This window comes from Pseudosporangium ferrugineum (assembly GCF_003002065.1).
Classification (GTDB): Bacteria; Actinomycetota; Actinomycetes; order Mycobacteriales; family Micromonosporaceae; genus Actinoplanes; species Actinoplanes ferrugineus_A.
Window position 1 is genome coordinate 62814 of the sequence record NZ_PVZG01000023.1, and the last position, 20818, is coordinate 83631.

The following is a 20818-nucleotide window of genomic DNA, read 5'->3' on the forward strand; positions in this document are numbered from 1 at the left end:
CGTCAATACTCGCGGGGGCGGCGTAGCCATCGCGTGAACGCCGATGACACGAGGTTGGCCGGGGCGGTGTGCTTTGTCCGGCACAAACACACCCCCTCAGGAGTTCCTCGTGGCTGATCTCGTATTCGTCGGCATCACGGTGGCGCTGTTCGCCGCGCTCACCGTGCTGGTCCGGGCGGTCGAACGCCGGTGAGCGCCGTCAACCTCGCCGGCCTGATCGTGGCCGTGCTGCTGGCCGCGTTCCTGGTCGCCGCCCTGCTGTTCCCCGAGAAGTTCTGATGGCCGGCTGGCTGTTCGTCGGCACGCTGATCGTCGCCCTCGTGGCGGCGTACCGGCCGTTCGGGGACTACATGTACCGGGTCGTGAACGGCACCCGCGCCACCGTCGTGGAACGGGGCCTGTACCGGCTCATCGGTGTGGACGCGTCCGTCGGGCAGACCTGGGGCGTGTACGCCCGCAGCGTGCTCGCGTTCTCGGCGGTCTCCGTCCTCTTCCTCTACCTGTTCCTCCGGGTCCAGAACAGGCTGTGGCTGTCGCTGGGTCTGCCCGCGGTGCCCGATCACCTCGCCTGGAACACGGCGGTCAGCTTCGTCACCAACACGAACTGGCAGGCGTACGCGGGCGAGTCGACGCTGGGCCACCTGGTGCAGATGGCCGGCCTGGCGGTGCAGAATTTCGTGTCCGCGAGCGTCGGTATCGCGGTGGCCGTGGCCTTCGTGCGCGGTTTCGCCGCCCGCGGCACGCCGCGGCTGGGCAACTTCTGGGTCGACCTGATCCGGATCACGCTGCGGATCCTGCTGCCGCTCAGCGTGCTCGCGGCGCTCGTGTTCATGGCCGCGGGCATGGTGCAGAACCTGTCCGGCGGCACCGACGTCACCACGCTGACCGGGGCGACCCAGCACCTCACCGGTGGTCCGGTCGCCTCACAGGAGGCCATCAAGGAGATCGGCACCAACGGCGGCGGCTTCTACAACGTGAATGCCGCGCATCCGTTCGAGAACCCGGCCGCGTGGACGAACTGGCTCCAGCTGTTCCTGATCCTGCTGATCCCGTTCAGCCTGCCCCGGGTGTTCGGGCGGATGGTCGGGCAGAACCGGCAGGGCTACGCGATCGTCGCGGTGATGGCGATCCTGGCGACCGCCGGCGTCGCCCTGACCGTCGGCTTCGAGGTGCACGGCGCCGGCACCGTGCCGCGGGCCGTCGGCGGTGCCATGGAGGGCAAGGAGGTCCGCTTCGGCGTCGCGAACTCGGCCACCTACGCCGCGGTGACCACGCTGACGTCGACCGGTGCGGTGGACTCGTCCCACGACTCGTACACCGCACTGGGCGGCATGATGCCGATCGTCAACATGATGCTCGGCGAGGTCGCCCCCGGCGGGGTGGGCGCCGGCCTGTACGGGCTGCTCGTCCTCGCCGTGATCACGGTGTTCGTGGCGGGTCTGATGGTCGGGCGTACCCCGGAGTACCTGGGCCGGAAGATCGGCGCCCGTGAGATCAAGCTCGCGTCGCTGTACTTCCTGGTCACCCCCACCATCGTGCTGGCCGGCACGGCTGCCGCCTTCGCGACCGGCAACAACGCCACGGCCCTGAACACCGGCCCGCACGGCCTGTCCGAGGTCCTGTACGCATTCACCAGCGCCGGCAACAACAACGGCTCGGCGTTCGCCGGCATCACCGTCAACACGCCGTGGTGGAACACCGCCCTGGGGTCGGCCATGCTGCTCGGCCGCTTCCTGCCCGTCGTGCTCGTCCTGGCGCTGGCCGGATCGCTGGCCCGGCAGAGGCCCACCCCGCCCTCCGAAGGCACGCTGCCGACCCATCAGCCGCTGTTCGTCGGCATGGTCGCCGGTGTCACCGTCGTCCTGGTCGCCCTCACCTTCCTGCCCGCGCTCGCCCTCGGACCCCTCGCGGAGGGCCTGTCATGACCACTCCCACCCTGTCGGAGGGCGTGCCGGCGGCGGCCGCGGCCGGCACCCGTACCGTCGGCGGCGGCCTGCTCGACCCCGCCCAGCTGTGGCGCTCGCTGCCGTCCGCGCTGGCCAAGCTGGATCCGCGGACGCTGTGGCACAACCCGGTCATGCTCGTCGTCGAGGCCGGCGCGCTGTTCACCACCGTGCTCTCCGTCGCCGGGCCGAGCGTCCTGGCGTGGATCGTCACGGTGTGGCTGTGGCTGACCGTCGTGTTCGCCAACCTGGCCGAGGCCGTCGCGGAGGGGCGGGGCAAGGCACAGGCCGCCGCCCTGCGCCGGGCGAAGCAGCACACCGTCGCCCGCCGCCTGGTCGACGGCGTCGAGCGGCTCACCCCGGCGCCCGAGCTGCGGCAGGGTGACACCGTCGTGGTCGAGGCCGGCGAGATCATTCCCGGCGACGGTGACGTCGTCCAGGGCATCGCCAGCGTCGACGAGTCGGCGATCACCGGGGAGTCCGCGCCGGTGATCCGCGAGTCCGGCGGCGACCGTTCAGCGGTCACCGGCGGCACCCGGGTGCTGTCCGACCGGATCGTCGTACGGATCACCCAGCGGCCCGGCGAGAGCTTCGTGGACCGGATGATCGCCCTGGTCGAGGGCGCCGACCGGCAGAAGACACCGAACGAGATCGCCCTGAACATCCTGCTCGCCGCCCTCACGATCATCTTTCTGCTGTCGGTGGTGACGCTGCAACCCCTCGCGATCTTCTCCAAGCAGTGGCAGGCGGCCGCGCCGGACACCGCGGCGGTCACCGGTGACGGCGTGACCGGCATCGTGCTGGTGTCGCTGCTCGTGTGCCTGATCCCCACCACGATCGGCGCGCTGCTGTCGGCCATCGGCATCGCCGGCATGGACCGCCTGATCCAGCGCAACGTGCTCGCCATGAGCGGCCGCGCCGTCGAGGCGGCCGGGGACGTCGGCACCCTGCTGCTCGACAAGACCGGCACCATCACCCTCGGCAATCGGCTGGCTGCCGAATTCGTACCCGTCGACGGGGTGCCGGCCGCGACCCTCGCGGACGCCGCCCAGCTCTCCAGCCTTGCCGACGAGACGCCCGAGGGGCGCTCGGTGGTGGTCCTCGCCAAGACCGGTTTCGGGCTGCGCGAGCGCGAGCCCGGCCTGATCGGCGAGGCGACGTTCGTGCCGTTCACCGCGCTCACCCGGATGAGCGGCCTCGACCTCGGCGACCGGCAGATCCGCAAGGGCGCCGCGACCGAGGTCCTGACGTGGGTACGCCGCAACGGCGGCCACCCGGCCGGGGAGATCGACGAGATCGTCGACGCGATCAGCGACGCCGGCGGCACCCCGCTCGTGGTCGCCGAGCACGTCGCGGGCCGGCCGGCCCGGGCGCTCGGGGTGATCCACCTCAAGGACGTCGTCAAACCCGGAATGCGCGAGCGCTTCGACGAGATGCGCCGGATGGGCATCCGTACGGTCATGATCACCGGCGACAATCCCCGCACCGCCCGGGCGATCGCCGAGGAGGCCGGCGTCGACGACTTCCTCGCCGAGGCCACCCCGGAGGACAAGCTGGCGCTGATCAGGAAGGAGCAGGAGGGCGGCCGGCTGGTCGCGATGACCGGCGACGGCACCAACGACGCCCCGGCGCTGGCGCAGGCGGACGTCGGTGTGGCGATGAACACGGGCACGTCGGCCGCCAAGGAGGCCGGCAACATGGTCGACCTCGACTCCGATCCGACCAAGCTCATCGAGATCGTGGAGATCGGCAAGCAGCTGCTGATCACCCGCGGGGCGCTGACGACCTTCTCGATCACCAACGACATCGCCAAGTACTTCGCGATCATCCCGGCCATGTTCGCCGCGGTCTACCCGGGGCTCGGGACGCTCAATGTGATGCGGCTGCACTCGCCGGGCTCGGCGATCGTGTCGGCGGTCATCTTCAACGCGCTGGTCATCGTCGCGCTGATCCCGCTGGCCCTGCGCGGCGTGCGCTACACCCCGGCCGGCGCCGGTGCGCTGCTGCGCCGCAACCTGCTGATCTACGGCCTCGGCGGCCTGATCGCCCCGTTCGCCGGCATCAAGCTCCTCGACCTGCTCATCCAGCACCTCCCCGGGATCTGACCATGCGCCTGCCTTCCTGGCTGTCGCAGCACCTCGCGGCGCTGCGGGCCCTGCTCGTCCTCACCGTCCTGCTCGGGCTGGCGTACCCGCTCGCCCTGGTCGCGGTGGGCCGCCTGCCCGGCCTGTCCGACCGGGCCGACGGCTCCCTCGTCACGGTCGCCGGCCGGCCGGTCGGCAGCCGGCTCATCGGCCAGTCGTTCACCGACGCGGACGGCGACCCCGACCCGCGCTACTTCCAGAGCCGCCCGTCGGCGGCCGGCGACGGCTACGACCCCACCGCCACCTCGGCCGGCAACCTCGGTCCCGAGGACGTGGTCGACACGCCGGACCGGATCAGCCTGCTCACCCGGGTCTGCGCCCGCAGCCTCGCGGTCGGCGAGCTCGAGGGGTGGACGGGCGCCGCCCGTACTGCACCGCCGACGGGGTCGGCGCGGTGCTGGCCGTCTTCCGCCGCGACGGCCTCACCGGACCGGTCACCCGGGTCGTCTCCGCGAACCAGACCGGCACCCCGTTCCTCACCGCGTACGGCGGGCAGCCCGTCGAACCCGCCGAGCCGGGGCGGGAGTACCGGGCGCTCGGTGCGGTCATCACCCCGATCCGCGGGGACGCCCCGGCCGAGCCGGTGGTACCGGCCGACGCGGTCACCGCCGGCGGCAGCGGCCTCGACCCGCACATCAGCCCCGCGTACGCCCGGCTGCAGGCGCCACGGATCGCCCGGGAACGTGGCGTCGGCCCGGAGAGGGTGCGAGCCTTGATCAGAGCGCACACCGACGCCCGCGCCCTGGGCTTCCTCGGCGAACCCGGAGTCGACGTCCTCGAGCTCAACCTGGCGCTGGACGGGAAGTAGGCCATGGCACGCGGCGAACTGCGGATCTACCTCGGGGCCGCCCCGGGCGTCGGCAAGACGTACAGCATGCTCGAGGAGGCCCACCGCCGCGCCGAGCGCGGCACCGACGTCGTGGTCGGGCTGGTGGAGACGCACGGCCGCCGGCACACCGCCGCGATGATCGGCGACCTGCCGGTGCAACCCCGGCGCACGCTGCACCACCGCGGGACCGCCTTCACCGAGATGGACGTCGATGCCCTGCTTGCCCGCCGGCCGCAGGTCGCCGTGGTCGACGAGCTGGCGCACACCAACGTGCCGGGCTCCCGCAACGCCAAACGCTGGCAGGACGTCCACGAGTTGCTCGACGCCGGCATCTGCGTGCTCACCACGGTCAACGTGCAGCACCTGGAGTCCCTCAACGATGTCGTCGCGCAGGTGACCGGCGTCGAGCAGCGCGAAACCGTGCCCGACGCCGTGGTCCGCGCCGCCGAGCAGGTGGAACTCGTCGACATGACGCCGGAGGCGCTGCGCCGCCGGATGGCCCACGGCAACGTCTACCCGCCCGAGCGGATCGACGCCGCGCTCGGCAACTACTTCCGTACGGGCAACCTCACCGCGCTGCGGGAACTGGCCCTGCTGTGGCTGGCCGGCAAGGTCGACGATCAGCTCGACAAGTACCGCGCCGACCACGGCATCGAGGACACCTGGGCGACCCGGGAACGCGTCGTCGTCGCGCTGACCGGCGGGCCCGAGGGCGACACGCTGATCCGCCGGGCCGCGCGCATCGCCGACCGCGGCAAGGGTGCCGACCTGATGGCCGTACACGTCGCTCGTCACGACGGCCTCGCCGGCGCCGACCCGGCGGAGCTCGCCCGCCAGCGGGTGCTGGTGGAGAGCCTGAGCGGCACCTACCACCAGGTGCTCGGCACCGACGTGCCCCGCGCGCTGCTCGACTTCGCCCGCGCGGTGAACGCCACTCAGATCGTGCTCGGCGCCTCCAGCCGCGGCCGGCTCGCCCAGCTGATCTCCGCCGGCGTGGGAGTCACCACCACGGCCCTGTCGGGTCCCATCGACGTGCACCTGGTGACGCACGAACGCGCCGGCAAGGGCCGCCGGGCCCGCCGAGCCCCCGCGGCGCTGTCCCGGGCCAGGCGCCTCGCCGGGTTCTCGGTGGTGCTGCTCGGCCTGCCCCTGCTCACCGCCGTGCTGCGGCTCGGGTCCGGACTGTCGCTCACCGCCGACATCCTGCTGTTCCTCGCCGCCGTGGTCGGCGTCGCGCTCGTCGGCGGGCTCTGGCCGGCGCTGCTCGCCGCCATCGCCGGATCCCTGATGCTCAACTGGTTCTTCACCCCGCCGACCGGAAGGTTCACCATCGCCCAGGGCGAGAACCTGCTCGCCCTCGCCGTCTTCGTGATCGTGGCGGTCGCCGTCAGCTGGGTCGTCGACACCGCCGCCCGCACGACCCGGCAGGCGGCGCGGGCCGGCGCCGAGGCACAGACCCTGGCCACCGTCGCCGGCAGCGTGCTGCGCGGCCGGCGCCCCCTGCTGGCCGTGCTCGAGCAGTTGCGCGAAACCCTCGGACTCGACTCGGTCACCCTGCTCGACAGGGGCACCGTCGTCGCCGGCGCCGGACATCCGGGCTGCACCTCGCCCGCCGAGGCCGACGCGGAGGTCACCACCGACGACGACCTGGTCGTTCTGCTCAAGGGAAAGCCCCTGCAAGCCAGCGACCGGCGCATCGTCGAGGCGTTCGCCGCCCAGGCCACCCTCGCGCTGCGGCAGGAACGGCTCAGCGCCGAAGCCGCCACCGCCAGACCCCTGGCCGAGGCCGACCGGATGCGCACCGCCCTGCTCGCCGCCGTCAGCCACGACCTGCGTACGCCCCTGGCCTCGGCCAAGGCCGCGATCGCGAGCCTGCGCAGCGACGACGTGCACTTCGACGACCATGACCGCGCCGAGCTGCTCGAAACCGCCGACGAATCCCTCGACCGGCTCATCCGGCTGGTCACGAACCTGCTCGACCTGAGCCGCCTGCAGGCCGGCGCGCTCGGCGTCACCCCGATCGACGTCGGCGTCGAGGACATCGTGCCCCGTGCCCTGGACGACCTCGGCCCGGCCGGTCACACCGTGCGGCTGCACCTCCCCGAAGACCTGCCCTATCTGTACGCCGACCCCGGCCTGCTGGAACGCGTGATCGTCAACCTGACCGCCAACGCCCTGCGGCACAGCCCACCCGGCGATCCACCCGTCATCACCGCCAGTTCCCTGGGAAGATCCGTGGAGATCCGCGTCATCGACCACGGCCCCGGCATCCCCGCGGACCGCTGGGACCGGGTCTTCCTGCCGTTCCAGCGCCTGGGCGACCGCGACAACCACACCGGCGTGGGGCTCGGCCTGGCGCTGTCGCGCGGGCTCACCGAGGCGATGGGCGGCGACCTGATCCCCGAGGAAACGCCCGGAGGAGGTCTCACCATGATCGTCCGTCTCCCCGCCGCGGCCCCGCGATGACCCGCATCCTCGTCGTCGACGACGAACCGCAGATCCTCCGGGCGCTCCGCATCAACCTACGGGCCCGCCGGTACGACGTCGACACCGCGGCCGACGGCGCGTCCGCCCTCCAGGCCGCCACCCACCACCATCCCGACCTGGTGGTGCTCGACCTCGGCCTGCCGGACATGGAGGGCACCGACGTCATCCGCGGCCTGCGCGGCTGGACCTCGATCCCGATCATCGTGCTGTCCGGCCGCGCCGACAGCGGCGACAAGGTCGACGCACTCGACGCCGGCGCCGACGACTACGTCACCAAGCCGTTCGGCATCGACGAACTGCTCGCCCGCATCCGAGCCGTCACCCGCCGCACCCGGCCGGCCGCCGAGGCCCCGCCATCGGTGACCATCGGCGCCCACACCGTCGACCTCGCCGCCCACACCATCACCGGCGGAGCCGACGACGTCCACCTCACCCCGACCGAATGGCAGCTGCTCGAACACCTCCTGCGGCACCCCGGGAAACTGATCACCCAGCGGTCGCTGCTGCAGGACGTCTGGGGACCCCAGTACCTCACCGAGACCAACTACCTCCGTCAGTACATGGCCCGCCTGCGCCGCAAACTCGAAGCCGACCCGGCCCGCCCCCGCCACCTGCTCACCGAGCCCGGGATGGGCTACCGCTTCCGCCCCTGAGCCGGGTCCGCTTCATTTTTCCGACGGGGCGCCGATATAGTTTCCGACGCGCTGTCGAAAAACTGTAGGAGGACGGATGTTCCTGGCTCTGCGCGAGCTTCGCTTCGCGCGCTGGCGGTTCACGCTCATGGGTAGCGTCGTCGCCCTGATCGCGGTCCTTGTGGTGTTGCTGTCCGGGCTCTCCTCGGGTCTGGTGAACGACGGCGTCTCCGGGCTTCAGCGGTTGCCGGTGACCGCCTTCGCCTTCGACCGGGACACCAAGCTCGACTCGGCGTTCTCCCGCAGCGTGGTCGACCGCGAACAGCTCGACCGATGGCGCGGGCAGCCGGGGGTACGCGACGCCACCCTCTTCGGCAACACGCTGGTCAACGCCCGCAGCAGCCGCGACGTCCCGATCGACCTGGCCATGTTCGGCGTGGAGCCGGGCTCGTTCCTGGAGCCCGGCGTCGCCGAGGGAACCGGGCTGGGCGGCCCGGACGGCATCGTGGTGTCCCGCACCGCCCTCGACGCCGGCCTGCGGGTCGGCGACACCGTCGTCATCGACCGGATCGGCACCCGGTTCACCGTGGTCGGCGCGACCGCGGACCAGCACACCTACGGCCACGTCGACGTCGCGTACGTGCCCCTGGCCGCCTGGCAGCGCCTGCACCAGGGCGTCGGCCCCGGCGAGGAACTGCGCGCCTCGGCGGCGGCCGAGGCCACCGCCGTCGCCATCCGGGGCAACGCGAACCTCGACCTCGCCGCCGGCGACGCCGCGGCCGGCACGACCAGCTTCGGCAAGAGCGAGGCGTACGGCGCATCGCCCGGCTACACCGCCGAGACCTCGACGCTGCAACTCATCCAGGCGTTCCTGTACGCCATCTCGGCGCTGGTGGTCGGCGCGTTCTTCACCGTCTGGACCATCAACCGCCGGCACGAGCTCGCCGTCCTGCGGGCGATGGGCGCGGCCCGCAGGTACCTCCTGCTCGACGGGCTGGCGCAGGCGCTGGTCGTGCTGGGCGTCTCGATCGGCGCGGGGATCGCCGTCGGCGTCGGGCTCGGCGGGCTGATCAGCGGCAGCGCGGTGCCCTTCGCCATCGAAGCGCCCGCGGTGATCGTCGCGGGCGCCCTCCTGGCCGTGCTCGGCCTGGCCGGCGCGGCCGTCGCCATCGTCCGCGTCGCGGCCATCGACCCCCTCACCGCCCTGGGAGCACAGCGATGAACGACCGTACCGGCCTGGCCCTGTCCGGCGTGACCGTCCGCCTCGGCGACGGCGACGCCATGGTCACCGCGCTGGACGACGTGAATCTGACGGTCGCGCCGGGCGAACTCGTGGCCGTGGTCGGCCCCTCCGGCGCGGGCAAGTCGAGCCTGCTCGCCGTGGCCGGCGCGCTGACCGTTCCGGAGAAGGGAACGGTCGGCGTCGACGGCCGGGACCTCACGGGCATGTCGGTCAAGCAGCGCGCGGCGTACCGGCGCGACCACATCGGGTTCGTGTTCCAGAGCGGCAACCTGATACCGGCTCTCACCTCCCTGGAGCAGCTGCGGCTGGTCGCCAAGCTCAGTAACCGCCGGGCCGACGGCCGCGACCCCGCCGAACTGCTCGCGGACGTCGGCATGGCGCACAAGGCCGACCGCCGGCCGCACCAGCTCTCCGGCGGCGAGCGCCAGCGGGTCGGTATCGCCCGCGCGCTGATGGGCAGGCCGTCGGTGCTGCTGGTCGACGAGCCGACCGCCGCTCTCGACCGGGCGCGCAGTCACGACGTGGTGCAGCTGCTCGCCCGCGAGACCAAGGAGTCGGGCGTCGCTACCGTTATGGTGACCCACGACCATGCCGTCCTGGAACACTGCGACCGGATGGTCGAAATGATCGACGGGCGGCTGTCCGCCGGCTGAGCGACGCTCGACAGGAGGGCCCGTGCCGCGCATCGACGCACCGACGATCGCCGAGCACCGCGCACAACGGCGCCGGGTCCTCCTCGACGCCGCCCGTGCCCTGCTGGTGGAGAACCCGCACGAGGCGCCGAGCCTCACGGCCGTGGCGACCCGTGCGGGGCTGCCACGCTCCTCGGTGTACGAGTACTTCCCCTCCGGCAGGGACATGCTGCTCGAGCTGATGCAGGAGGTCCTGCCCAACTGGTCGCACCGGGTCAACGCCGCGATGGACGCCGCCGGCACCCCGGGAGAGAAGGTGCTGGCGTACGCCGCCGCGAACCTGCGCCTGGTCGCCGCCGGCGAGCACGCCCTCGCCACCGCGCTGATCCAGTCCGTGCCGGGCGACCAGGCCAACGCCAGCACCCAGCTCATGCACGAGCAGATGAGCCGGCCCCTCTGCGCCGCCCTCGAGCAACTGGGCCTGCCCGACCCCGCCGCCACCGCGAGCTTGATCGGCTCGGTCGTCTACACCGCCAGCCGCATGATCGAGGACGGCGCGGACATGAGCGCCACCGACGCGCGAGTTCGTGAACTCCTGGCCCCCTTCCTCCTCGGCCAGGTCGATGCGGAGCAGGGGCCTGCCTGATCACCGCGGGGCGTCCTACCAGGCCCAGGCTTCCGGTGCGGGGCCGCCGTTGCCGATCGGCGGGAAGACCTCCTCGAGGGCGGCGAGGGCGCACAGCACCGGCGAAGCCGCCGCCCGGCATCTCCCCGTATGCTGAATCGCCGCAAGCCCGGACTCACTCGATTTAGGTGCTCATGCCGCAACCTGAGCCGCAGTACACGAGGATCGACGCTCGCCGCAACCGCGAGAGAATTCTCGAGGCCGCGCGATCGGCCTTCGCCGGGAGTGCCGTGGGGTCCGTGTCGATGGCGGAGATCGCTCGCCGTGCCGGTGTCGGATCGGCCACCCTTTATCGGAACTTCCCCACCCGCGCGGAGCTCCTGGAGGCGATCTTCACCGACCGGGTGGACCAGATCTGCGCCGAAGCGGAGGTTCCCGTGGAGGGATCCGCCGGGGAGGCGCTGTTCCGCTGGCTGCAGCTGTTCTTCGACTTCGCGCGTGCACGCAACGACGTGGTGCTGGAGCTGATCGCGGCGGGCGAGATCGAGACGTCGGCCCTTCGAGAAGACCGGATCAAGATGTGCGCGGCGGGTCGGCCGCTACTGGAAGCCGCCCGATCCGCCGGCGACTGCGGTTCCCGGATCGACATCGGGCAGATCCTCGACGCGCTCGTCCACCTCGCCCGGATACCGGGCGACGAGAAGCATGTCCAGGAGATCGTCGCGACCTTCTTCGAGGGCATCCGGCGCTGACGGACCGAGGCGGCTTGCGAAACGGAGACCCTGCCCAGTACGTTCTGGGGAGGGTCTCCGTTTCACGGTTCGCCCTGCCCCTCAGGCGATTGGAGCAGTCATGAGTACCGCATTCACCGAGGCGGGCACCATCCCCGTCAACCAGGCCCAGCCCGTGGTGACCTACAGCCCGGTCGTCCTCGACATACCGGGGCGGCCCGCGCCGCTGGAGATCAAGGTGTCCTGGCCGGCGACCGGCGACAACCTGCCGGTGCTGGTGCTGTCGCACGGCCACGGCGCGAGCAACTTCCTGGCCTCGAACCTGGGCTACGAACCGCTGGCCACCTTCTTCGCCGCCCACGGCTTCGTGGTGCTCCAGCCGACCCACCTCGACGCCGTCGCGCTCGGCCTGCGGGACACGGGCCTGCCGGACGCTCCCCTGTTCTGGCGCGACCGGGCCCTGGACGTTTCCCACATCATCGACCGCCTGGCCGACATCGAGGCCGCCGTCTCCCTGCTCGCCGGCCGCATCGATCGCGACAGTGTCGTCGCCGTGGGACACTCCCTGGGCGGCAACACGGTGTCCCTGCTGCTGGGGGCCCGGATGCTCGACCCGCAGGACGACCGCGACAAGGATCTGTCCGACGCCCGCATCAAGGCCGGCGTCGTGATCGGCGCCCCCGGCATCGGCGACGAGCACCTGGCCTCGTGGGCCGCCGAGAACTACCCGATCCTCAAGTACGTCGACTTCTCGCAGATGACCGGGACCGGCCTGGTGGTCGCCGGCACCAAGGATCTCAACCTGTACTTCTCCGACCGGGTCAGCTACCGCTCGGACGCCTACACCCACAGCCCGGGCGGGAACAAGACGCTGCTCACGATCTTCGACGCGGAGCACATCTACGGCGGCGTCTCCGGCTACGACGCGGCCGAGACCAGCGACGAGAATCCGGAGCGGGTCGCGACCCTGCGCGCCCTGATCTGGGCGTACCTGCGCAGCCAGCTCTACGCCGACGATCCGGCCTGGAAGAACGCCGTCGCCGCCCTCGAGGCCGGCGCGGAGCCGTGGGGGACGGTCGAGACGAAGTAGTCATCCCGTGTGGTCTGCTTTCGCCGGCACGGTCGGTGGCAGTGCGGCCGGGCTGACCGGCCTGATGTTCATCGTCGTGGCCTTCCGCTACGACGTGGTCGCGGTGTCCCGCGAATATCGCAACCGCGCCGCGCAGGCGCTCACCCTGTTCATGACCGTCACCGTGTCGGCGGCGCTGATCGTCATCCCCCAGCCGACCTGGGCGCTCGGTATCGAACTCCTGGGCGCCGCCGCGGCGAGCGCGATCCTCCTGCTGGTTCTCGATGCCGCCGCTCGCGCGGGTTCGTCGAAGCGCGCCCAGCCGGTGCTCGTCGTCGCCCTGACCGCCTTCGAGGCGGGCATCGCCCTCGGCGGAGCTTTCTGCCTCGCCGGCCGCGGCGACGGCCTGGGCTTCTACGCCCCGAGCGCCCTGCTCGGACTGCTCTGGGGCGTCTACGGGGCATGGATCTTCCTCACCCGAGCGGGCACCGAAGCGACCAGCTGACGCACGCCGAACAGCAGCGCCCCGGCCGAGACATCGGCCGGGGCGCTTTGGCGTAGCGAGTGTCAGAACTATGCCACCGCCTTCTCGCCCCGCCATCCACTGGCAGAGATTTGACATCGCAATCCCGTGGCTTTCCGCCGTCTTCCAGCATGATCACGTCGCGTCCGGCCCCGCGGCTACAGAGTTGGAACATCCGAGAAATGTCAGAGCAATGACGCAGGGTCAGTCTGCTCTCACGCCCTGCCCCCTCTCCCCACGGAGTTCGCATATGTTCACCACCACCACCACCACCACGCGCAGACGCACGCTCGTGACCACCGGCGCCCTGGGGATGACCCTGGCCCTCGTGCTGGCCGGCTGCGGCGCCCGGGCCGGTGACGACCCGGCCGCCGCCGGGTCGTCACCGGCAGCCAGCTGCGTCGACACCTCCGGCGGCACCGTCAAGCTCGGCTTCCTCAACTCCCTCACCGGTGGCATGGCGATCTCCGAGAAGACCGTCTCGAACGTGCTGCACATGGCCGCCGACGAGATCAACAACGGCGGCGGCATCCTCGGCAAGAAGATCCAGTACGTCCAGGAGGACGGCGCCACCGACTGGCCCACCTTCGCGGAGAAGACCGAGAAGCTGCTCACCCAGGACTGCGTCGCCGCGATCTTCGGCGGCTGGACCTCGTCCTCGCGCAAGGCCGTGAAGCCGGTCGTCGAGAAGCTCAACGGCCTCTTCTTCTACCCGGTGCAGTACGAGGGCCTCGAATCGTCGCCGAACATCTACTACACCGGCGCGACCACCAACCAGCAGATCATCCCGGCGATGGACTTCCTCGCCGCCAAGGGCGTGAAGACGCTGTTCCTCGCCGGCAGCGACTACGTCTTCCCCCGCACCGCGAACGCGATCATCAAGCTCTACGCGGCCAAGCTCGGCATCAAGATCGTCGGCGAGGAGTACGTGCCGCTCGACAAGGACGACTGGACCAGCCAGGTGGCGAAGATCGTGGCGGCCAAGCCCGACTTCATCTTCAACACCATCAACGGCTCGTCGAACGTCGGCTTCGTCAAGGCGTACTACGACGCCGGCCTGACCCCCGCGAAGACGCCGATCATCTCGGTGTCGATCGCCGAGGAGGAGGCGCCGGCCATGGGCCACGAGGTCACCGGCAACTACGCCTCCTGGAACTACTTCCAGTCCCTGAAGACCCCGACCAACCCGAAGTTCATCCAGAGCTGGAAGGCGTACCCCAACAGCAGCGGCGTCACCTCCGACCCGATGGAGGCCGCCTACATCTCGCTGTACCTGTACAAGTCCCTGGTCGAGGCGGCCGGCTCGTTCGACGTCGACGCGGTGAACGCCGCGGCGAAGTCGCACACCATCACGTTCGACGCGCCGGAGGGCAAGGTCACGCTCAACGGCAAGAACCACCACATCTCCAAGCCGGGCCACATCGGCCAGATCAACGCCAGCAACCAGTTCGACATCGTCTGGGCCTCCGGCAAGTTCATCGAGCCCGACCCGTACCTCGAGGGCTACGGCTGGTTCCCGGCGGACATCCGCAAGCAGCTCGTGGACGCGGCCGGCTGATCGCACGTGGACGCGCTGATCCCGCAGCTGCTGAACGGCAGCGCCCAGGGTGCGCTGCTCCTGCTCGCCGCGCTGGGCCTCTCCCTCACCTTCGGCCAGATGGGCGTGATCAACATGGCCCACGGCGAGTTCCTCATGCTCGGCGCCTTCACCGCCTACCTCGTCCAGCAGGTCATCGCCGCCGGCGACCTGTCGATCCCGGTCGCGCTGCCGGTCGCGTTCGCCGGCGCCGGCCTGTTCGGCCTCCTGCTGGAGGTCACCATCATCCGCTGGATGTACCGCCGGCCCCTCGACACCCTGCTCGTCACGGTCGGCGTCAGCCTGATCCTGCAACAGGCGGCACTGCAGATCTTCCCGTCGCAGGGCGTCCCGGTGGAGAAGCCGGGCTGGCTCGACGGGCAGCTGAACGTCCTCGGCTACGGATGGCCGCTGCGGCAGGTGTTCACCATCGCGCTCGCGGCCGTCTGCGTCACCGCGCTGTCGGCCTGGCTCAAGTACACCTCGTTCGGCCGCCGCATCCGGGCGACCGTACACAATCGGGACCTCGCCGAGACCACCGGGATCTCCACCCGCTCCATCGACCGGCTCACCTTCTTCGTCGGATCGGGCCTGGCCGGGATCGCCGGTGTGGCCGCGTCGCTCATCGGCGGCACGAACTCCCAGATGGGCGCGCAGTACATCATCCCGGCGTTCCTCGTCGTCGCCGCCGGCGGCATCGGCCAGCTCAAGGGCACCATCATCGCCGCGTGGGCGGTCGGCGTCGCCCTCTCGTGCTTCGCCTACTGGACGACCGGCAGCCTGGCGCAGGTGCTCGCTTTCATCCTCGTGATCGTCTTCCTGCAGGTACGCCCGCAGGGCCTGTTCACGGTGCGAACCAGGAGTCTGGCATGACCAAGCTGAAGCCATGGATCTCCCTCGGCGGCATCGGGGTGTTCGCCGTCCTGCTCCTCGCGGTGGCCCCCGTCGTCCTCTCCGATCACTGGCTCAACAACCTCGGCAAGTACTGCTGCTGGGCCATCGCCGCCGTCGGCATCGGCCTCGCGTGGGGCCGCGGCGGGATGCTGGTGATGGGGCAGGGCGTGTTCTTCGCGCTCGGCGCGTACTCGATGGCCATGCACCTCACGCTGGAGACCGCCGGCGACCGGGTCCCGGGGTTCATGGTGCTCTACGACCCGCTCGCGCCGCTCCCGGCCTTCTGGGAGCCGTTCCGCAGCGCGGGGTTCACCCTGGTGGCGATCGTGCTGCTCCCGGTGGTCGTGGCCGGCATCCTCGGGTACGCGCTGTTCAAGCGCCGGGTGAAGGGCGCGTATTTCGCGATCCTGACCCAGGCGCTCGCCGTCGCGCTGGCCACCCTGATCAGCTCCACGATCCGCGAGACCGGCGGCGACACCGGGCTCAGCGACTTCAAGTACTTCTTCGGCTTCGTGCTGAACGACCCGGCGAACAAGGTCATGGTGTACGCCATCACCGCCGCGCTGCTCGTCGGGTGCCTGCTCGCGGTGCGGCAGCTCTACCGCAGCCGCTTCGGTGAGCTCCTCGTCGCCGCCCGGGACGCCGAGGAGCGCGTACGCTTCCTCGGTTACGACCCGGCCAACGTCAAGCTCGTCGCCTTCGTCGTCTCCGCGCTGATGGCGAGCGTCGGCGGCGCGATGTTCGTACCTCTCGTCGGCATCATCACCCCGGCCGAGATCGGCGCCGCCGCCTCGATCCTCATGATCGCCGGCGTCGCCTTCGGCGGCCGTGCCTCGCTCTTCGGCCCCGCGCTCGGCGCGATGGCGGTCGGCTGGGGACAGTCGAGCCTCGGCTCGACCTGGCCGGAAGGCTGGACGTACATCCTCGGTCTGCTGTTCGTCGTCGTCATCCTCTTCCTGCCCCACGGGTTGTCGTCGCTGCCGGCCAGATTCGCCGCGATGCGCCGGAGACCCGAGCCACCGCCCGCCCCGGCGATCGCCGCGGCAGAGCTGGAAGAGGTGCGGTCATGACCGGCGCTCCGCTCGTGGTCACGGACCTCCGCGTCGAGTTCTCGGGCTTCGTCGCGGTCGGCGGCGTCTCCTTCGACGCGCACCCCGGCGAGGTCCGGTTCCTCATCGGCCCGAACGGCGCCGGCAAGACGACCTGCATCGACGCGATCACGGGGCTGACCAGGGGCACCGGGTCGGCGAAGCTCGGCGGGACGGAGCTGCTCGGCAAGCAGGTGCACAAGATCGTCCGCCTCGGGGTCGGCCGCACGTTCCAGACCGCGAGCGTCTTCGACGAGCTGACCGTGCTGCAGAACCTCGACATCGCCGCGGGGCTCCGCCGCTCCCCGGTCTCGCTGTTGCGGGCCCGGCGCGGGGTCGACCCGTCGATCGAGCGGGCGCTGGAGGAGACCGGCCTCGCCGGCGAGCTCGCCACGCCGGCCGGCATCCTGTCGCACGGCCAGAAGCAGTGGCTGGAGATCGCGATGCTGCTCGTGCAGGACGCGAAGGTGCTCCTCCTCGACGAGCCCGTCGCCGGCATGAGCCACGACGAGCGCACCGCGACCGGCGAGCTGCTGCAACGCATCGCGCCGAAGCGCACCGTGCTCGTCGTCGAGCACGACATGGATTTCATGCGCCGCTTCGCCACCCGCGTGACGGTGCTGCACCAGGGCAAGGTGCTCTCCCAGGGCGCGGTGGCCGAGGTTCAGGCCGATCCCAGGGTGCAGGAGGTCTACCTCGGCACCGCGGGCGCGGCCACCACGGCCGCCATGTCGGCCGTGCCCGAACCGGTGGCCGCGATGCAGAAGCTGACGGAGGACTGATGCTCGAGCTCACCGATGTCGAGGCCGGTTACGGGCGTACGCGGGTGCTGCACGGCGTGACGGTGCCGGCCGGCAAGGTGGTGGCCGTGCTGGGCCACAACGGCGCCGGCAAGACGACCCTGCTACGCCTCGCGATCGGCCTCATCAAGCCGGCGAAGGGCCGGGTGCTGTTCGACGGCGAGGACGTCTCGTCGCTACCCCCCAACAAGCGGGTTGCCCGCGGCATGGCGTACGTCCCGCAGGGCCAGCAGTCGTTCGGCCAGCTCACGACGCTGGAGAATCTCCAGCTCGTCGCCGGCGGACGCCGGCGCGGCAGGGCTCTCATCGACGCGCAGCTGGCCCGCTTCCCCGCGCTGGAGAAGTTCGCCGCCCGGAAGGCGGGCCTGCTCTCGGGCGGCCAGCGTCAGCAGCTCGCGATCGCCCGGGCCCTCATCACCGAGCCGAGGCTGCTCATCCTCGACGAGCCGACCGAGGGCATCCAGCCCACGATCGTCGCCGAGATCGAGCAGACCATCGTGCAACTGGCCGGCGAGGGCATCCATGTGCTGCTGGTCGAGCAGCACATCGGCTTCGCCCTCGAGGCCGCCGAGCGCTACGTCGTGCTCGCCTCCGGCTTCGTCACCCAGAACGGCGAGGGTGGTTCGGCGGCAGCCGCCACCGTGCGAGCCGCCATGGCGATCTGAGGCGCCATGACCCACGTCCGCAATGCCGTCGTAACAGCGGACAGCGAACATGCCTTGTGTCGACCGACAACGCGCGCGCGGCCGCGGAGGACAGTCTGGAGGACTACGCCTTCCGCTACGTGCCGCGCACGTTCCGGCGCTGGAGCGCGGCCTCCGTCGGTGCGACCGCCCTCGGGTCCATCGCGTTCCTCGCCGACTTCTCGATCGGCGCCAGCATCGGCATCGACCACGGCACCCCCAACGCCGTGCTCGGCATCCTCTTCGCGTCGGTCATCATCCTCATCGTCGGCGTGCCCGTGGCCTACTACGCCGCCCGCTACAACCTCGACCTCGACCTCATCGCCCGTGGCTCCGGATTCGGCTACTACGGCTCCATCATCACGACCGTGATCTTCGCGGGCTTCACCTGCATCTTCTTCGCCCTGGAGGGCGCCATCATGGCGCAGGGGCTGCGGCTGGCGACGGGGATGCCGCTGTGGGCCGGGTATCTCATCTCGACCGTCGTCGTGATCCCGATCGTCATCTACGGCATGCGGGCGCTGGAGCGCCTCCAGTTCTGGACCACGCCGCTGTGGCTCGCCCTCGCCCTGTTGCCGCTGCTGTGGATCGTCGTCTCCGACCCCCAGGCGGTCCGCGCCTTCACGTCGTTCACCGGCAACTCCGACGGCTCGATCAGTTTCGGCGCCGTGGTCTCGAGTGCGGCCGTGTGCTTCGCCCTCACCCCGCAGCTGGCGGAGCAGATCGACTACCTCCGCGCCATGCCGCCGCGTACGCCGTCGAACGCCCGCTCGTGGTGGACGTCGTTCGCGTTCGCCGGCCCGGGCTGGGTCGTCTTCAGCGGCACCAAGCAGGTGATCGGGGTGTTCCTCGCCGTCTACCTGCTCGTCCGGGTCGACCCCGGCCTCGGCCACCAGGCCACCGAACCGGTCAAACAGTTCGTCGAGATGTACCGGACCCTCATCCCCGACTGGCTCGCGATCGTCCTCGCCCTGGTGCTCATCGTGGTCGCCCAGGTCAAGATCAACGTGACGAACGCGTACTCGGGCTCCCTCGCCTGGTCGAACGTCTTCACGCGGGTGGCGAAGCACTACCCGGGCCGTACGATCTTCGTGCTGTTCAACCTCGTGATCGCCTACTCGCTCATGATGATGGACGTCTTCACCCTCATCTCGTTCGTGCTGAGCCTCTACGCGAACGTCGTCATGGCGTGGCTGGTCACGATCGCCACCGACATCGCGATCAACAAGTGGCTGCTGCGCATCTCGCCGCGCTTCCCCGAGTTCCGCCGCGGCATGCTGCACGACTGGAACCCAGTGGGCCTCGTGTCGGTGGGCCTCGCCTCGGTGCTGTCGCTGCTCGCGTTCGCCGGCTTCCTCGGCGCCGCCGTCAAACCGTTCTCGGTGCTCATCGCGATCGGCGTCGCTTTCGTGGCCACGCCGGTCACGGCCCTCGTCACCCGGGGGCGCTACTACCTGCGTCGCTACTCCGACGGCATCGCCTCCCCCCGGTTCGACGAGCACGGCAACCCGTCCGGCGAGCGGCTCCGCTGCCACGTCACGGGCTACACGTTCGAACGGCCGGATATGCTGGCCTCCGCCGAGAGAGGCCCGCGCGGCGAGGTGCAGTACGTCTCGTCGCTGGCGCTCACGCTCGACGATTCCGATCGCTACGTGCTCCCGCCGGACGTCGCCAGGCCCGCACGCCGGGCTGCCACCCGAGGAAGGGGGAGGTGATGGAGGAACAGGTCGACACCCCGACCGCGATTCTCGCGAGCGCCGCGGTGCTGCTGCGCGAGCGTACGTTCGACGACATCTCCTACCGTGCCCTCGCCGACGAGGTCGGCATCTCGGAGCGCACGATCTACCGCCAGTACCCCACGCGCGCCCACCTGCTCGCCGCCCTCTCGAACTGGATCGAGCAGACCCGCTTCCCGCTGCCGCCGTTCGTGACCGTGTCCGATTTCCGCGCCGCCGTGCACGAGCGCTTCCGGGCCTTCGACGCCTCGCCCGCGTACGCGTACGTCGGCGCCCGCGCGTCCGCGATCTCGCCGACGCTCGACATCGAGCCGGCCTACATCACGCGGGCGATCGAGGCGATGCTGGACGTGGCGGCGCCGACGCTCAACCGGCGGGACCGGCGACGGGTAGCGGCCTCCCTGCGCTACTTCTCGTCGGCGATGTTCTGGGCCCGCCTCCGTACCGGCTTCGACCTGGACGCCGCCGACATCTGCGACGCCTTCGACCGCGCCGTGGACACCGTGCTGGCCCGGCTCCCCGAGGCGACCTGGGCGCCGAGGTGACGTCCCCGACCGGCACCCAGGTGGCGATCCTCGCCGCGTACGCGGAACTGATCGAGGAATTGGGCAGCGACGACGTGTCGAACCGCGTCATCGCCCGCCGCGCGGGAATCGCCGAGCGCACGGTGTTCCGCAACTACCCCACCCGCGTCGACCTGCTGCTGGCCACCGCGGCCTGGATCGAGGCAACGATCTTCGCCCGCGAGGAATCCCACTCGATCTTCGACATCCCTCTCGCCATCCGAGACGCGATGCATCGGTACGACGAACGCCCGGAACTCGCCCACGTCGTCGCGGAGACAGCAATGCGCGGGGTCAGCGGCGCGGCGCCCTCCCCGGGGCGGGCCCAGCTGGAGCGCCTGCTCGACGCCGAGGTGCCGTCGCTGGACCCGGCACATCGCAGAGCGGTCATCGCGGCGTTGTCACACCTCGACTCCGTCGGGACGTGGGTGACGTACCGCCGCGAGTTCGGCATGGACCGGCGGGACATCGCCGACGCCGCGGCGTGGGCGGCGGAGGCGGTGCTGGACAGCATCCGCGACCGCGTCTCCCCGTAGCCTAGGAGAATTTCGGGATGTGCGGCCGACCGGGCCGATATTCTCCAGTAGCCTCGCCCTGATTGATCGCGTTTCCGGCGGCGA

At 70.8% G+C, this 20818-nt stretch carries 19 protein-coding genes and 1 pseudogene; all 20 read left to right on the forward strand.

Features of this window, described 5'->3' with window-relative positions; translation table 11 throughout:
- The first annotated feature begins 189 nt into the window (after positions 1 to 189).
- The 20 genes and pseudogenes from kdpF (at position 190) to CLV70_RS33115 (ending at position 20734) form a co-directional block, all read left to right on the forward strand.
- On the forward strand, positions 190 to 279 hold the full coding sequence (kdpF, locus tag CLV70_RS41470) for a K(+)-transporting ATPase subunit F (RefSeq protein ID WP_106130550.1): 90 nt from the start codon (positions 190 to 192) through the stop codon (positions 277 to 279).
- Complete coding sequence (kdpA, locus tag CLV70_RS33025) at positions 279 to 1925, forward strand: potassium-transporting ATPase subunit KdpA (RefSeq protein WP_106130551.1); 1647 nt, start codon at positions 279 to 281, stop codon at positions 1923 to 1925. Before kdpF ends, kdpA begins: the two co-directional genes overlap by 1 nt.
- Positions 1922 to 4048, forward strand: a complete 2127-nt coding sequence (gene kdpB / locus CLV70_RS33030; RefSeq protein ID WP_106130552.1) for a potassium-transporting ATPase subunit KdpB — start codon at positions 1922 to 1924, stop codon at positions 4046 to 4048. Before kdpA ends, kdpB begins: the two co-directional genes overlap by 4 nt.
- 2 nt (positions 4049 to 4050) lie before the next feature.
- Positions 4051 to 4895 (forward strand): annotated as a pseudogene (locus CLV70_RS33035) (potassium-transporting ATPase subunit C).
- Between the two features lie 3 nt (positions 4896 to 4898).
- The gene (locus CLV70_RS33040; RefSeq protein WP_106130553.1) at positions 4899 to 7382 is read left to right on the forward strand and encodes a sensor histidine kinase; all 2484 of its coding nucleotides are present in this window, start codon (positions 4899 to 4901) and stop codon (positions 7380 to 7382) included.
- Positions 7379 to 8056 carry a response regulator gene (locus tag CLV70_RS33045; RefSeq protein ID WP_106130554.1) on the forward strand — a complete coding sequence of 226 codons (678 nt, stop codon included), beginning with the start codon at positions 7379 to 7381 and terminating at the stop codon, positions 8054 to 8056. Before CLV70_RS33040 ends, CLV70_RS33045 begins: the two co-directional genes overlap by 4 nt.
- Positions 8057 to 8132: 76 nt before the next feature.
- Positions 8133 to 9257, forward strand: coding sequence for an ABC transporter permease (locus CLV70_RS33050; protein WP_106130555.1), 1125 nt, complete (start codon positions 8133 to 8135; stop codon positions 9255 to 9257).
- Positions 9254 to 9931 carry an ABC transporter ATP-binding protein gene (locus tag CLV70_RS33055; protein ID WP_106130556.1) on the forward strand — a complete coding sequence of 226 codons (678 nt, stop codon included), beginning with the start codon at positions 9254 to 9256 and terminating at the stop codon, positions 9929 to 9931. The genes CLV70_RS33050 and CLV70_RS33055 overlap by 4 nt, the downstream gene beginning before the upstream one ends.
- 22 nt (positions 9932 to 9953) lie before the next feature.
- A complete protein-coding gene (locus tag CLV70_RS33060; protein WP_106130557.1) occupies positions 9954 to 10556 on the forward strand; it encodes a TetR/AcrR family transcriptional regulator in 603 nt (200 codons plus the stop codon).
- Between the two features lie 173 nt (positions 10557 to 10729).
- On the forward strand, positions 10730 to 11287 hold the full coding sequence (locus tag CLV70_RS33065) for a TetR/AcrR family transcriptional regulator (RefSeq protein ID WP_106130558.1): 558 nt from the start codon (positions 10730 to 10732) through the stop codon (positions 11285 to 11287).
- Positions 11288 to 11387: 100 nt separating this feature from the next.
- Entirely contained in the window at positions 11388 to 12356 is a 969-nt protein-coding gene (locus CLV70_RS33070) for an alpha/beta hydrolase family protein (protein ID WP_106130559.1), read from the forward strand.
- Between the two features lie 7 nt (positions 12357 to 12363).
- Positions 12364 to 12840 (forward strand): hypothetical protein, encoded by a 477-nt coding sequence (locus tag CLV70_RS33075; protein WP_106130560.1) that lies wholly within the window; start codon positions 12364 to 12366, stop codon positions 12838 to 12840.
- 268 nt (positions 12841 to 13108) lie between these two features.
- Positions 13109 to 14416, forward strand: a complete 1308-nt coding sequence (gene urtA, locus CLV70_RS33080) for an urea ABC transporter substrate-binding protein (protein ID WP_211303989.1) — start codon at positions 13109 to 13111, stop codon at positions 14414 to 14416.
- Between the two features lie 6 nt (positions 14417 to 14422).
- Positions 14423 to 15307 carry an urea ABC transporter permease subunit UrtB gene (gene urtB / locus CLV70_RS33085; RefSeq protein ID WP_106130561.1) on the forward strand — a complete coding sequence of 295 codons (885 nt, stop codon included), beginning with the start codon at positions 14423 to 14425 and terminating at the stop codon, positions 15305 to 15307.
- Complete coding sequence (gene urtC / locus CLV70_RS33090; protein ID WP_106130562.1) at positions 15304 to 16398, forward strand: urea ABC transporter permease subunit UrtC; 1095 nt, start codon at positions 15304 to 15306, stop codon at positions 16396 to 16398. Before urtB ends, urtC begins: the two co-directional genes overlap by 4 nt.
- On the forward strand, positions 16395 to 17198 hold the full coding sequence (urtD, locus tag CLV70_RS33095; RefSeq protein ID WP_106130563.1) for an urea ABC transporter ATP-binding protein UrtD: 804 nt from the start codon (positions 16395 to 16397) through the stop codon (positions 17196 to 17198). Before urtC ends, urtD begins: the two co-directional genes overlap by 4 nt.
- On the forward strand, positions 17198 to 17881 hold the full coding sequence (locus CLV70_RS33100; RefSeq protein WP_106130564.1) for an ATP-binding cassette domain-containing protein: 684 nt from the start codon (positions 17198 to 17200) through the stop codon (positions 17879 to 17881). Before urtD ends, CLV70_RS33100 begins: the two co-directional genes overlap by 1 nt.
- Positions 17882 to 17937: 56 nt before the next feature.
- The gene (locus CLV70_RS33105; RefSeq protein WP_211303990.1) at positions 17938 to 19614 is read left to right on the forward strand and encodes a purine-cytosine permease family protein; all 1677 of its coding nucleotides are present in this window, start codon (positions 17938 to 17940) and stop codon (positions 19612 to 19614) included.
- Positions 19614 to 20180 carry a TetR/AcrR family transcriptional regulator gene (locus tag CLV70_RS33110; RefSeq protein ID WP_106130565.1) on the forward strand — a complete coding sequence of 189 codons (567 nt, stop codon included), beginning with the start codon at positions 19614 to 19616 and terminating at the stop codon, positions 20178 to 20180. The genes CLV70_RS33105 and CLV70_RS33110 overlap by 1 nt, the downstream gene beginning before the upstream one ends.
- Positions 20177 to 20734 carry a TetR/AcrR family transcriptional regulator gene (locus CLV70_RS33115; RefSeq protein WP_211303991.1) on the forward strand — a complete coding sequence of 186 codons (558 nt, stop codon included), beginning with the start codon at positions 20177 to 20179 and terminating at the stop codon, positions 20732 to 20734. Before CLV70_RS33110 ends, CLV70_RS33115 begins: the two co-directional genes overlap by 4 nt.
- The last annotated feature ends 84 nt before the right edge of the window (positions 20735 to 20818 follow it).

Bases quoted from the DNA above. Each gene is read 5' to 3' on its own strand.
- kdpA (WP_106130551.1), top strand. From the start codon at position 279: ATGGCCGGCTGGCTGTTCGTCGGCACGCTGATCGTCGCCCTCGTGGCG.
- kdpB (WP_106130552.1), top strand. From the start codon at position 1,922: ATGACCACTCCCACCCTGTCGGAGGGCGTGCCGGCGGCGGCCGCGGCC.
- CLV70_RS33040 (WP_106130553.1), top strand. From the start codon at position 4,899: ATGGCACGCGGCGAACTGCGGATCTACCTCGGGGCCGCCCCGGGCGTC.
- CLV70_RS33045 (WP_106130554.1), top strand. From the start codon at position 7,379: ATGACCCGCATCCTCGTCGTCGACGACGAACCGCAGATCCTCCGGGCG.
- CLV70_RS33050 (WP_106130555.1), top strand. From the start codon at position 8,133: ATGTTCCTGGCTCTGCGCGAGCTTCGCTTCGCGCGCTGGCGGTTCACG.
- CLV70_RS33055 (WP_106130556.1), top strand. From the start codon at position 9,254: ATGAACGACCGTACCGGCCTGGCCCTGTCCGGCGTGACCGTCCGCCTC.
- CLV70_RS33065 (WP_106130558.1), top strand. From the start codon at position 10,730: ATGCCGCAACCTGAGCCGCAGTACACGAGGATCGACGCTCGCCGCAAC.
- CLV70_RS33070 (WP_106130559.1), top strand. From the start codon at position 11,388: ATGAGTACCGCATTCACCGAGGCGGGCACCATCCCCGTCAACCAGGCC.
- urtA (WP_211303989.1), top strand. From the start codon at position 13,109: ATGTTCACCACCACCACCACCACCACGCGCAGACGCACGCTCGTGACC.
- urtC (WP_106130562.1), top strand. From the start codon at position 15,304: ATGACCAAGCTGAAGCCATGGATCTCCCTCGGCGGCATCGGGGTGTTC.
- urtD (WP_106130563.1), top strand. From the start codon at position 16,395: ATGACCGGCGCTCCGCTCGTGGTCACGGACCTCCGCGTCGAGTTCTCG.
- CLV70_RS33100 (WP_106130564.1), top strand. From the start codon at position 17,198: ATGCTCGAGCTCACCGATGTCGAGGCCGGTTACGGGCGTACGCGGGTG.
- CLV70_RS33110 (WP_106130565.1), top strand. From the start codon at position 19,614: ATGGAGGAACAGGTCGACACCCCGACCGCGATTCTCGCGAGCGCCGCG.